1 protein-coding gene is annotated in these 14238 nt (G+C 77.1%); it reads right to left on the reverse strand.

Features of this window, described 5'->3' with window-relative positions; all coding sequences use genetic code 11:
• Nucleotides 1–14221 (reverse strand): type I polyketide synthase (locus ACFYWL_RS30450; RefSeq protein WP_386980032.1); only part of this gene is annotated, 14221 nt, incomplete at its 3' end.
• Between the last annotated feature and the right edge of the window lie 17 nt (nt 14222–14238).

A 14238-nucleotide genomic window follows, 5' to 3' on the forward strand; every position in this document is an offset into this window, starting at 1 on the left:
CATCGCCCAGAGCGACCGGAGTGTCCGACGCCGACGCGCGCACCAGACGCGGCACCCACACCCCACCCGAACGCACCGCCACCTGACCACCCACGCCCGCGTCGTCGGCGACCCGGGCGAGCAGACCCAGGGCGTGCGCGTCGAGGTCGCCGTCGACGTCGGCGAGGACGATGCGGCCCGGGTGTTCGGTCTGCGCCGAGCGCAGCAGGCCCCACACGGCCGAGCCGGCGAGGTCCACGACCGGATCGTCCGGCCCGGCGGCCACTGCGCCCCGGGTGACGACGACGAGCCGCGTGTCGGCGAGCACGTCGGCGGCCAGCAGCGCCTGGGTGGCCGCGAGGATGCCGCTGGTGACCGCCCGTGCCGCCTCGGGAACGGCGGCGTCGGGGGCGGTGGCGGGCAGCAGCAGGTGCCGGGGCGCGGTGGCGCGGCCGGCGGTGACGGCTTCGGCCAGGGCAGCCACGTCGGGATACGCCGGCAGGCCGGGCAGCGTCGCCGGCGGGTCCTCGCCGGCCAGCAGCGCCCAGCCGGCGGAATCGGCGGCCGGTGCGACGTCGGCGGCCTGCCAGGTCACCTCGAACAGCGACCGGGACGCCGCGCCCACGACGCCCACCCCGGTCAACTCACGCAACACGATCGAGTCCACCGACACCACCGGCGCACCCGACTCGTCTACCGCAACCAGACGAACCCCGGAACCAGCCCGGGTCAACCGCACCCGCAACACCCGCGCACCCGACGCATGCACCTGCACACCCGAGAACACGAACGGCACCCGCGCCCCCGACGACCCCTCGTCGGCCAACAACAACCCGATCGGATGCAACGCCGCATCCAACAACGCCGGATGCACCCCGAACCCCGCCGCACCCCCCGCCCCATCAGGCAGAGCCACCTCGGCGAACACCTCACCACCACCGGCCCACACCCCACGCAACCCACGGAACACCGGCCCATACACCAGACCAAGCCCCGCCAAACCCGCATACCACCCCGAAACATCCACCTCCGACACACCCACCGGCGGCCACACCCCCACCACCGGCTCCTCGGCAGATACCGGCTCCAACACACCCTCGGCGTGCCGAACCCACCCGGCGTCACCGTCGGTCTCGGCGTGCACCGCGACGGGTCGGGCGCCGGTCGGGTCGGGCGCTCCGACGCGCACCTGGATGCGTACGCCGCCGGTGGCGGGCAGCACGAGCGGCGCGGCGATGGTGAGTTCCCGGAGGCGGGAGACGCCCGCCTCGTCGCCGGCCCGGACGGCCAGCTCCACGAGAGCGGTGCCGGGGACGACGACCGTGTCGGAGACGGTGTGCTCGGCGAGCCACGGGTGGGTGGCGACGGAGAGGCGGCCGGTGAGCACGACCATGTCCTCGCCGGCGACGGTGACGGCTGCGCCGAGCAGGGGGTGCCCGGCCGCGCCGAGGCCGGCGCCGGTGACGTCGCCCGTGCGGGCGCGGCCGATGCCGAGCCAGTACCGCTCGTGCTGGAAGGCGTACGTGGGCAGGTCGACGCGCTGCGGGTCGGTGCCGGCGTACCACTGGGTCCAGGTGACGGGCACGCCGTGGACGTGCAGCTCGCCCAGCGCGGCGAGCAGCGCCCGCGCGGCGGGCCGGTCGAGGCGCTGGGCGGCGACGGTCAGCACGCCGTCGTCGCCGGGCAGGATGTCGCCGGTCAGGGCGGTCAGCACGCTCTGCGGCCCCACCTCCAGGAACGTCCCCACCCCGGCGGCCCGCAGCGCGACGATCCCGTCGGCGAAGCGGACGGCTTCGCGGACGTGCCGCACCCAGTATTCGGCCCGGGTCAGCTCCTGCGGGTCGGCGAGCGCCCCGGTCAGGTTCGACACGACCGGCACCAGCGGCGTACGGAACGCCAGCCCGTCGAGGACGGCCCGGAACCCGGCGAGCATCGGCTCCATCAACGGGCTGTGGAACGCGTGACTCACCGCCAGCCGGCGGGTACGCACGCCCCGGTCGCGCCAGACCTGCTCGATCTCGTCCAGGGCTTCGACCGCGCCGGAGACGACCACGGCCGACGGCCCGTTGACGGCCGCGATCCCCACGTCGACCCGACCGGCGACCGACTCCGCCACCGCCTCCTCGGCCGCCGCGACCGCCAGCATCCCGCCCCCGGCCGGCAACGCCTGCATCAGGCGACCCCGCGCCGCCACGAGCTGACATGCGTCCGCCAGCGACAACACCCCCGCCACGTGCGCGGCAGTGATCTCACCGACCGAGTGCCCGCCGACGAAGTCCGGGACGATCCCGAACGACTCGACGAGGCGGAACAGCGCCACCTCGACGGCGAACAGCCCGGCCTGGGTGAACACGGTCTGGTCCAGCAGCCCTGCCTCGGCGGAACCCTCCGCTGCGAACAACACCGACCGCAACGGCTGCGGCAGCAGCGGATCCAGGTGACCGCACACCTCGTCCAACGCCGACGCGAACACCGGGAACGAGGCGTACAACTCCCGACCCATGCCGGCACGCTGCGCGCCCTGACCGGAGAACAGGACGGCGAGCTGGCCCGTGGGGGTGCCGGCGGCGGTGACGACGGCGCCGGACGGTTCGCCGGCGGCGAGGGCGCGCAGTCCGGCGAGGAGTTCGTCGCGGTCGGCTGCCGCGAGCACGGCGCGGCGTTCCAGGGTGGCCCGGGTGACGACGGACGACCAGCCCACGTCGGCGGGGCGGGACGTCGGGTCGGCGGCGAGCCAGCGGGCCCAGCGGTCGGCCTGGGCGGCGAGGGCCGCCTCGGACCGGGCCGACAGCAGGACGGCCGCCGGCACCGCCGACGAGTGCGCGTCGCCGGAACCGGCGGACTCGTCGCCGGGTCGGGCGGGCCGGGGATCGGCGGGCGGCTGCTCGATGACGACGTGGGCGTTGGTGCCGCTGACGCCGAACGAGGAGATGGCGGCGCGGCGGGGGCGGCCCGTCTCGGGCCAGGGCTGGGCCTCGGTGGCCAGTTCGACGGCGCCGGCCGTCCAGTCGATGTGCGGGGACGGCTCGTCGACGTGCAGGGTGCGGGGGACCACGCCGTGCCGCATCGCCATGATCATCTTGATGATGCCGGCGGCCCCGGCTGCGGCCTGGGTGTGGCCGATGTTGGACTTGATGGAGCCGAGCAGCAGCGGACGGTCGGCGGGCCGGTCCTGCCCGTACGTCGCGAGGAGCGCCTGCGCCTCGATCGGGTCGCCCAGCGTCGTGCCCGTGCCGTGCGCCTCGACCGCGTCCACGTCGGCCGGGGTGAGCCGCGCGTTGGCCAGGGCCTGCCGGATCACCCGCTGCTGCGACGGCCCGTTCGGCGCGGTCAACCCGTTCGACGCCCCGTCCTGGTTGACGGCCGTCCCCCGCACGACGGCGAGGATCCGCCGTCCCTCCCGCCGCGCGTCGGACAGCCGCTGCACCAGCAGCATGCCCACACCCTCCGACCAGCCCGTCCCGTCGGCGGCGGCGGCGAAAGACTTGCACCGCCCGTCGGCCGACAACCCCCGCTGCCGGGAGAACTCCACGAACGTCCCCGGGGTGGCCATCACGGTCACGCCACCGGCCAGGGCGAGGTCACACTCCCCCGACCGCAACGCCTGGGCGGCCAGGTGCAGCGCGACGAGCGACGACGAGCACGCGGTGTCCACGGTGACCGCCGGCCCCTCCAGGCCGAACGTGTAGGCGACGCGGCCGGAGACGACGCTGCCGGAGTTGCCGGTGCCGATGTAGCCCTCCAGGCCCTCGGGCAGCTCCTGCACCTGCGAGGCGTAGTCGTGGTACATCAGGCCGGCGAAGACGCCGGTGCGGCTGCCGCGCACCCGCGCGGGGTCGAGGCCGGCGGACTCGAACGTCTCCCACGACGCCTCCAGCAGCAGCCGCTGCTGCGGGTCCATGGCGACGGCCTCGCGGGGCGAGATGCCGAAGAAGGCGGGGTCGAAGTCGGCGGCCCCGGCGAGGAAGCCGCCGTGCCGGGCGTAGGAGGTGCCGGGGTGGTCGGGGTCGGGGTGGAAAAGCGACTCCAGGTCCCAACCCCGGTCGGCGGGGAACTCCGAGATCCCGTCGCCACCGGCCACGAGCAGGGCCCACAGGTCGTCGGGGTTGGCCACCCCGCCCGGGTAGCGGCAGGCCATCCCGACGATCGCGATCGGCTCGTCGCCGCCGCCGGTGGCGGCGACCGCCTCGGGCCGGTCGGCGGTGGCGCCGGTGAGCTGCTCGTGCACGTGGGCGGCGAGGGCGGCCGGGGTCGGGTAGTCGAACACCAGCGTCGAGGCCAGCCGCAGTCCCGTCGCCGCGTTGACCCGGTTGCGCAGGTCCACCGCCGTCAACGAGTCGAAACCCAACTCCCGGAACGCCCGGTCCGCCGGCACCGCGTCCGCGCCGCCGTGCCCGAGGACCTGCGCCACCAGACCCCGCACCAGCACGTCGACCTGGGCGCGGGCCTCGTCGGGGGCGAGCGCGGCGAGGCGCTGCGCCCAGCCGCCGGCCGCGCCGCCGCCGGCCTGCCGCCGGGCGGTCGCGCTGCCGACGAGGGCGCGCAGCATCGGCGGTACGCCGGTGGTGGTGGCCGCCGCACGCAGCGCGGGCACGTCGACGACGGCGGGGACGAGCGCGGCGGCGTCGGTGGCGACGGCGGCGTCGAACAGGGCGACGCCGACGGGCCCGTCGATCAGGCCGAGGCCGGAGCGGGCGACCCGGGACCGGTCGGCGGCGCTGAGGGTGGCGGCCATGCCGTCGGTGTCCCACATGCCCCACGCCAGGGAGTGCGCGGTCAGGCCCCGGGCGCGGCGGTGGGCGGCGAGCGCGTCGAGGAAGTGGTTGGCGGCGGCGTACGCGCCCTGGCCCGGGGAGCCGAGCACCCCGGCGATGGAGGAGAACAGCACAAACAGGTCCAGGTCGAGGCCGGCGGTGGCCTCGTGCAGGTGCCACGCGGCGTCGACCTTCGGCGCGAGGACCCGGGCCAGCCGGTCGGCGTCGATGCCGGTGACGACCGCGTCGTCGAGCACGCCGGCGGTGTGCACCACCCCGGCGAGCCGTCCGCCGTCGGCGGTGAGCCGGCCGACGAGGGCGCGCACGGCGTCGGGGTCGGTGACGTCGCAGGCGAGCACGTCGACCCGCGCGCCGAGGGCGGTCAGCTCGGCGGCGAGGTCGGCCGCCCCGTCGGCCGCGGGGCCGCGCCGGCTGGCCAGGGCGAGGGAGTCCACGCCCCACTCGGTGACGAGGTGCCGGGCGAGGAGCGCGCCGAGGGCGCCGGTGCCGCCGGTGACCAGGACGGTGCCGCCGAGGGGACGCCGGGCGGGCGCGGGTGGGGTGTCGGCGCGTACCAGACGGGGGGTCAGGATCGTGTCGCCGCGGACGGCGAGCTGCGCCGCGGACGGGTAGTCGGCGGCGGCGGCGAGCAGCGCGACGGCGGGCGCGTCGAGGTCGCGGTCGAGGTCGGCCAGGACGATGCGGCCGGGGTGCTCGGACTGGGCGGCGCGCAGCAGGCCCCACCCGGCCGCGCCGGTCAGCTCGTCGGCGGGGTCGGCGTCGGTGGCCCGGACCGCGCCCCGGGTGACCACCGCGAGGCGGGTGTCGGCGAGGGCGTCGGCGGCCAGCCACGCCTGGACGGCGGCGAGCACGGCGGCGGTGCCGGCCTGCACGGCGGCGGGCAGCTCGGCGGCGGGCAGGCCGGCGGGCGTGGCGGGCATCGGCAGCACGACCAGCGGGGGTACGTCACCGGCGGCGGCCAGCTCGGCGACGCCCGGGTACGCGGGGACGCCGGGCAGCGCGGGCGTGGCGGGGCCGAGCAGGGCGGCGCGGGGCGCGTCGGCGGGGGTGAGCGGCTCGGCCCGCCAGTCGACGCGGAACAGCGACCGGGCGGCGAGGGTGGCCGTCGACGGGTCGCCGCCGGTCATCTCGCGCAGGACGAGGGAGTCGACGGTGACCACGGGCCGGTCGGTGTCGTCGACGGCGAGCAGCCGCACGGCGTTGCCGGCGCGGGTGAGCCGGACGCGGAGGGTGTCCGCGCCGACGGCGTGCACCTGCACGCCCGCGAACGCGAACGGGGCCTTGGGGCCGGTGGTGCCGTCGCCGGGCAGCAGGGCGGTGGGGTGCAGGGCGGCGTCGAGCAGGGCGGGGTGCACGCCGAAGCCGGCGCTGCCGTCGGCGGCGGCTTCGGGCAGGGTCACCTCGGCGTAGACGGTGTCGTCGCCGGCCGTCCAGGCGCGGCGCAGGCCCTGGAACACCGGCCCGTAGGTCATGCCGTGGCCGGCGAGGGCGTCGTACCAGCCGGCGAGGTCGGCCTCGACGGCGGCGGCGGGCGGCCACGCGCCGAGGCCGGCGTCGGCGGTGGGTTCGACGGCGGTGAGCAGGCCCTCGGCGTGCCGCACCCAGTCGCCGTCGGGGTCGTGGTCGGGCTGGCTGTGCACGGTGACGGCCCGCCCGCCGACGCCGTCGCGGGGGCCGACGCGGACCTGGACGCGCACCGCGCCCTGGGCGGGGAGCACGAGCGGGGCGGCGATGGTCAGCTCCGCCACCCGGCAGGGGCCGAACTCGTCGCCGGCGCGCAGCGCCAGCTCGACGAGCGCGGTGCCGGGGACGACGACCGCGCCGGCGACCACGTGGTCGGCCAGCCACGGCTGGGCGGCGACGGAGAGCCGGCCGGTGAGCACGGCCGCGTCCTCGCCGGCCAGCCGGACGGCGGCGGCGAGCAGCGGGTGCCCGGCCGCGCCGAGGCCCGCCCCGGAGACGTCGGAGGCGCGGCCGGCGGGCCGCAGCCAGAAGCGTTCCCGGGCGAACGCGTACGTCGGCAGGTCGACCCGGGTCGGGGCGGCGTCGGCGAGCAGCGGGGTCCAGTCGACGCCTGCCCCGGCGGCGTACAGCTCGGCGAGGGCGGCGAGCAGGGCGCGGGGCTCGGCGCGGTCGCGGCGCTGGGCCGGCACGGCGAGCAGGTCGTCGTCGCCGGTCAGGGTGTCGCGGACCAGGGCGGTGAGCACCGCGCCGGGGCCGATCTCGACGAACGTGTCCGCCCCGGCGGCGCGCAGCGCGGCGACCCCGTCGGCGAAGCGGACGGCCTCGCGGACGTGCCGCACCCAGTAGTCCGGGTTGCGGATCTCGTCGGCGTCGGCGAGCGCCCCGGTCACGTTCGACACCACCGGCACCAGCGGCGCGGCGAAGGCCAGCGTCTCCAGCACCGACCGGAACTCGGCGAGCATCGGCTCCATCAGCGGGCTGTGGAACGCGTGACTCACCGTCAGCCGACGGGTCCGCACCCCCCGGCCCTGCCAGGTCCGCTCGACCTCGTCCAGTGCCTCGACCGCACCGGAGACGACCACCGATGATGGCCCGTTCACGGCGGCGATCCCGACGTCGGCCCGACCGGCGATCGACCCGGCCACCTCGGCCTCGGGCGCGTTGACCGCGAGCATCCCGCCGCCGGCCGGCAACGCCTGCATCAGGCGACCCCGCGCGGCAACCAGTGCGCACGCATCCGCCAGCGACAACACCCCCGCCACGTACGCCGCGGTGATCTCACCAACGGAGTGCCCACCGGCGAAGTCCGGCACCACACCGAACGACTCGACGAGCCGGAACAACGCCACCTCGACCGCGAACAACCCGGCCTGCGTGAACACGGTCTGGTCCAGCAGGCCGGCGTCGGCGGAACCCGCCTCCGCGAACAGCACCGGCCTGAGCGGCTGCGGCAGCAGCGGATCCAGGTGGCCACACACCTCGTCCAGGGCGGCGGCGAACACCGGGAACGCCGCGTACAACTCCCGGCCCATCCCGGCGCGCTGCGCGCCCTGACCGGAGAAGAGCAGGGCGACGGCCCCCCGGTCGGCGGCGCGGCCGGTGACGACGGCGTCGGTGGGCTCGCCGGCGGCGAGGGCGGTCAGGGCGGCGGTCAGCTCGGCGTGGTCGGCGGCGAGGAGCACCGCGCGGTGCTCTAGGGCGGTGCGGGCGGCCAGCGACGTCCAGCCGACGTCGACCAGCCGGGGCAGCTCGCTGCCGGTGGGCCGGTCGGCCCAGCGGCGGGCCCAGCGGGTGGCCTGGCGGGCCAGGCCACCCTCGCCCCGGGCGGAGAGCAGCACCGGCACCAGCGGCGGGGCGGGCCGCCCGGCGGTCGCGAGGTGCGGCTGTTCGGTGGTCTCGCCGTGCGGCCGGTCGACGGCCTCGCCGTCCCGCCGCTGCCCGGTCTCGTCGTGCGGCGGCCCGGCGGGGCCGTCGTCGGCCGGCGGCGCGGGCGGCTGCTCGATGATCACGTGGGCGTTGGTGCCGCTGACCCCGAACGACGACACGGCGGCGCGACGCGGCCGGTCCACCTGCGGCCACGGCCGGGCCTCGGTGAGCAGTTCGACCGCGCCGGCCGTCCAGTCGACGTGCGGGGTGGGCTCGTCGACGTGCAGGGTGGCCGGCAGGGTGCCGTGCCGCAGCGCCTGCACCATCTTGATGACCCCGGCGACGCCGGCGGCGGCCTGGGTGTGCCCGATGTTCGACTTGATCGACCCCAGCCACAGGGGACGGTCGGCGGGCCGGTCCTGCCCGTACGTGGCCAGCAGCGCCTGCGCCTCGATGGGGTCGCCGAGGGTGGTGGCGGTGCCGTGGGCCTCGACGGCGTCCACGTCGGCGGTGGTGAGGCCGGCGTTGGCGAGGGCGGCCCGGATGACCCGCTGCTGCGACGGGCCGTTCGGGGCGGTCAGCCCGTTGGACGCGCCGTCCTGGTTGACGGCGGAGCCCCGCACGACGGCGAGGATCCGGTGGCCGCGCCGCTGGGCGTCGCTGAGGCGTTCGACGAGGAGCACGCCGACGCCCTCGCCCCAGCCGGTGCCGTCGGCGGCGGCGGCGAAGGAGCGGCACCGCCCGTCGGCGGCGAGCCCGCCCTGGCGGGTGAACTCGACGAACGCGCCGGGGGTGACCATGACGGTCACGCCGCCGGCCACGGCGAGGTCGCACTCGCCCTGCCGCAGCGACTGCACGGCCAGGTGCAGGGCCACCAGCGACGACGAGCAGGCCGTGTCGACGGTGACGGCCGGCCCTTCGAGGCCGAACGTGTAGGAGATGCGGCCGGAGATGACGCTGTGCGCGCCGCCGGTGAGCCGGTAGCCGTCCAGGTCGGGGGTCTCGTCGCCGGTGCCGTAGCCGGACGGGGACGCGCCGACGAAGACGCCGGTGGGGGTGCCGTGCAGGCTGTCGGGGGTGACGCCGGCCTGTTCGAACGCCTCCCAGGTGGCCTCCAGCAGCAGCCGCTGCTGCGGGTCCATGGCCAGGGCCTCGCGGGGGGAGATGCCGAAGAAGACGGGGTCGAAGTCGGTGGCCCCGTCGATGAACCCGCCGTGCCGGGTGTACGAGCGGCCGGGCGCGTCGGGGTCGGCGGCGAACAGCCGGTCGAGGTCCCAGTGCCGGTCGGGGGCGAACTCGGTGATGCCGTCGCGGCCGGCGGCGACGAGGTCCCACAGCCCGTCGGGGTCGCTGACGCCGCCCGGGTAGCGGCAGCTCATGCCGACGATGGCGATGGGCTCGTCGGCGGCGGCCGGGCCGGTGCCGCCGGCGGGGGCGTCGGCGGGCGCGGCGTCGTCGAGCCGCAGCAGGGCGGCCAGGTGCCCGGCGAGGGCGGCCGGGTTGGGGTAGTCGAAGATGAGGGTGGTGGGCAGGGCCAGCCCGGTCGCGGCGGTGAGCTGGTTGCGCAGCTCCACGGCGGTCAGCGAGTCGAAGCCGAGCTCCTTGAACGCCCGCTTCGGCTTGACCGCGTCGGTGCCGGGGTGGCCGAGGACGGCGGCGGCGTGGCCGCGTACCAGGTCGGTGAGCTGCCGGTCGCGTTCGGCGCGGGTCACGGCGGCCAGGTCGCGGCGCAGGGCGGCGGCGTGGTCGGTGATGCCGTCGGCGGGCCGGGCGGCGAGGGCGTCGCGGGCCTCGGCGATGTCGTCGAGCAGCGGGCGGGGCCGGGCGGAGGCGTACGCGGGGGCGAAGTGTTCCCAGGCGACGTCGGCGACGACGAGGCAGGTCTCGCCGTGCTCGACGGCGCGGCGCAGGGCGAGCAGCGCGGCGGCCGGCTGCATCGGGTTGAGGCCGCGCCGGCTGAGCAGCCGCTGCGCCTCCTCGGTGGTGGCCATGCCGCCCTCGGCCCAGGCGCCCCAGGAGACGGAGGTGGCGGCGAGTCCCCGGGCGCGGCGCTGCTCGGCGAGCGCGTCGAGGTACGCGTTCGCGGCCGCGTACGCGCCCTGGCCGCCGCTGCCCCACACGCCGGAGATGGAGGCGAACGTGACGAACGCGTCGAGCGGCCGGTCGCCGAGCAGCTCGTCGAGGTGCACCGCCCCGGCGACCTTGCCGGCCATGACGTGGTCGAGGACGTCGAGGTCGGTGTCGACGAGGGCGGTGAGCTGGGTGATGCCGGCGGCGTGCAGCACGGCGGTGAGCGGGGCGACGTCGTCGAGGCCGGCGACGAGGGCGGCGACCTGTTCGCGGTCGGCCATGTCGCAGGCGGCGACGGTGACCCGTACGCCGGTGGCGGTCAGCTCGTCGGCCAGCTCGGCCGCGCCGGCGGCGGCGAGTCCCCGGCGGCTGGTGAGCACCAGGTGTTCGGCGCCGTTGGCGGCGAGCCAGCGGGCGGCCTGCGCGCCGATCGCGCCGGTGCCGCCGGTGACGAGGACGGTGCCGCGCGGCTGCCACGACGTGACCCGCCCGGCGGTGCGGGCGGCGGCGCGGGCGAGGCGGCGCACGAACGTGCCGTAGGGGCGGATCGCGAACTGGTCCTCGTCGCCGCCGCCGGCCAGGATGCGGGCGACCTCGGCCCAGCAGGCGGCGTCGGGCGCGGCGGGCAGGTCGACGAGGCCGCCCCACTGGCCGGGGTGTTCCAGGCCGACGACCCGGGCGAGGCCCCACAGGGCGTGCTGGGCGGCGCTGGCCACCGGCTCGGCCGGGTCGGTGCCGACGCCACCGACGGTGAGGCACCACAGCGGGGCGGGCACGTCGGCGTCCCGCAGCGCCTGCACGAGGCGGGTGGTGGCGACCAGGCCGGTGGGGACGCCGGGGTGGCCCGGGTACTGGTCGTCGGCGAGGCCGAGCAGCGACACCACGCCGGCCAGGGGCGCGTCCCGGTGGTCGGCGAGCGCGGCGGCCAGCTCCTCGCGGGTGGCCCCGGCGGGGTCGACGGCGACGCGCCGCACCCGCCGGCCGTCGGCTGCGGCTTCGAGGGCGTTCACCCAGCCGGCCACGGTGGCGTCGCCGGCGGGCACGACCACGAGCAGGTCGCCGGTCACGGCGGGGCCGGCGGGCGGCCCGGCCGGCTTCCAGACGATCCGGTACGACCAGCCGTCCAGCACGGCGCGCTGCAACCGGGCCCTGCGCCAGGACGACAGCACGGGCAGCGCCGGGGCGAGCACCTCCAGGTCGGCGGGCGCGCCGTCGAGCTGGGCGGCGAGGGCGGCCACGTCGGAGCGTTCGACGGCGGACCAGAACTCGACGTCGACGACGTCGGGGCTGACCGGTCCGGCGGCGGTGGCGGCGGCCATCCGCTGCGGCCAGTAGCGCTGCCGCTGGAAGGCGTACGTGGGCAGGTCGACCAGGACGTCGGCGGGGGCGAGGACGCGGCGCAGGTCGACGGCGAGGCCGTGGGCGTGGGCGGCGGCGAGGCTGGTGAGCAGCCGGACGGCGGCGTCCTCGCCGCGGCGCAGGGTGGCCAGGGCCCGGCCGGTGGTGCCGGTGTCGTCGAGGATCGCGGTGAGCGGCATGCTCAGCACCGGGTGCGGGGAGACCTCGACGAAGTCGGTGTGCCCGGCGTCGACGGCGGTGCGCACGGCGGTGTCGAACAGCACCGGCCGGCGCAGGTTCTGCGCCCAGTAGTCGGCGTCGAGGGCCGCGCCGTCGATCCAGGTGCCGGTGACGGTGGAGAGGATCCGCACGTCGGCGTCGCGGGGCACGACGTCGGCCAGGTCGGCGCGCATCCGGTCGGCGACGGGCTGCACGGCCGGCGAGTGGGAGGCGTAGTCGATGTCGATGAGCCGGGCGCGCACCCCCTGCGCGGCGTACGCGGCGGCGAGGTCGGCGACGGCCTGCGGCGGGCCGGAGACGACGGTGGCGTGGGGCCCGTTGACGACGGAGACGCTCAGCCCGTCGGGGAGCCGGCCGGCGACCTCGGCGGCGGGCAGGTCGACGGCGACCATGCCGCCGGTGCCGGCGATGCCGGCGAGGGCGCGGGCCCGCAGGGCGAGGATCTTCACGGCGTCGGCGAGGGTCAGCGCCCCGGCGACGTGGGCGGCGACGATCTCGCCCTGGGAGTGGCCGACGACGGCGCGGGGGGTCAGGCCGGCGTGCCGCCACACCCGGGCGAGGCCGACGGCGACGGCGAACAGGGCCGGCTGGACGACCTCGGTGCGGGCCAGCCACGAGTCGTCGTCGCCGGTGAGGACGGCGACCAGGTCGACGTCGAGCCAGCGGTCGAACTCGGCCTGGCACTCGGCGACGGCCTCGTCGAAGACGGGGCAGACGCCGACGAGGCCGGCGGCCATCGAGACGTGCTGGGCGCCCTGCCCGGGGAAGACCCAGACCGGTCCCTCGCCGGGCTCGCCGGCCACGCCGGTGACGACGGTCCCGGCGGGGGTGCCGGCGGCGAGGGCGTCGAGGCCGGCGAGGAGCTGCGCCGGGTCGGCGGCGACGACGGCGGCCCGATGCTCGAACTCGGAGCGGGTGGCGGCGAGGGACCAGGCGAGCCGGGCCGGGTCGAGGCCGGCGCTGGCGCGGGCGTAGCGGGCGAGGCGGGCGGCCTGGGCGCGCAGGGCCGCCGTGGACCGGGCGGACAGCGCCCACACGGTGGCGGCGGGCGCGGCGAGCAGGCCGGGCCGGTCCTGGGGCACGCCGGGGGCGGGCGCGGCGTCGGCCTGTTCGAGGATGACGTGGGCGTTGGTGCCGGAGATGCCGAACGACGACACGGCGGCCCGACGGGGGCGGTCCACCTCGGGCCAGGGGCGGGGCTCGGTGAGCAGCGACACGGCCCCGGCCGACCAGTCGATGTGCGGCGACGGGGTGTCGACGTGCAGGGTGGCCGGCAGCAGGCCGTGCCGCATCGCCATGACCATCTTGATGATCCCGGCGATGCCGGCGGCGGACTGGCTGTGCCCGATGTTCGACTTGATCGAGCCGAGCCACAGCGGGTCGCGCCCGTCGCGGTCCTGCCCGTAGGTGGCCAGGAGCGCCTGCGCCTCGATCGGGTCGCCGAGGGTGGTGCCGGTGCCGTGCGCCTCGACGGCGTCCACGTCGGCGGGGGTGAGCCGGGCGTTGCTCAGCGCCTGCCGGATGACCCGCTGCTGCGCCGGCCCGTTCGGGGCGGTGAGCCCGTTGGACGCGCCGTCCTGGTTGATCGCGGAGCCGCGCACCACGGCGAGGACGCGGTGGCCGTTGCGTTGGGCGTCGGAGAGGCGTTCGACGAGGAGCAGGCCGACGCCCTCGGCCCAGCCGGTGCCGTCGGCGGCGGCGGCGAACGACTTGCACCGCCCGTCGGAGGCGAGGCCGCGCTGCCGGGAGAACCCGACGAACGCGCTGGGGGTGGCCATGACGGTCACGCCGCCCGCGAGGGCCAGGTCGAACTCGCCGGAGCGCAGCGCCTGGCAGGCCAGGTGCAGGGCGACCAGCGACGACGAGCAGGCGGTGTCCACGGTGACGGCCGGCCCCTCCAGGCCCAGCGCGTACGCGATGCGGCCGGAGACGACGCTGGTGGCGGTGCCGGTGAGCAGGTAGCCCTCGTCGGCGCCGTCCGCGCCGCCGTCCTGGCCGACGCCGTAGCCGTTGGCGGCGGTGCCGACGAACACGCCGACCTTCTGCCCGCGCACCGACGACGGGGCGATGCCGGCGGACTCGAACGCCTCCCACGACGTCTCCAGCAGCAGCCGCTGCTGCGGGTCCATGGCCAGCGCCTCGCGGGGGCTGATGCCGAAGAAGTCGGCGTCGAACTCGGCCGCCTCGTAGAGGAACCCGCCCTGCTGGGTGGTGGAGCGGCCGACCCGGCCGGCCTCCGGGTCGTAGAGGTTGTCCAGGTCCCAGCCCCGGTCGGCGGGGAAGCCGCCGATGGCGTCGCCGCCTGCGGCCACCAGGTCCCACAGCTCGTCGGGGGACGACACTCCGCCCGGGTAGCGGCAGGACATCGCCACGATGGCGATCGGCTCCCGGGCCGCCGCCGCAAGCTGCTGGTTGAGCTGCTTGAGCCGGCTGGTCTCCTTGAGCGAAGCCCGAAGCGCCTCGACGACCTTATCTGCAGACGTGGACATCAGTTACTCCGTACGTG

Source organism: Micromonospora sp. NPDC002575 (assembly GCF_042889525.1).
Taxonomy (GTDB): domain Bacteria; phylum Actinomycetota; class Actinomycetes; order Mycobacteriales; family Micromonosporaceae; genus Micromonospora; species Micromonospora carbonacea.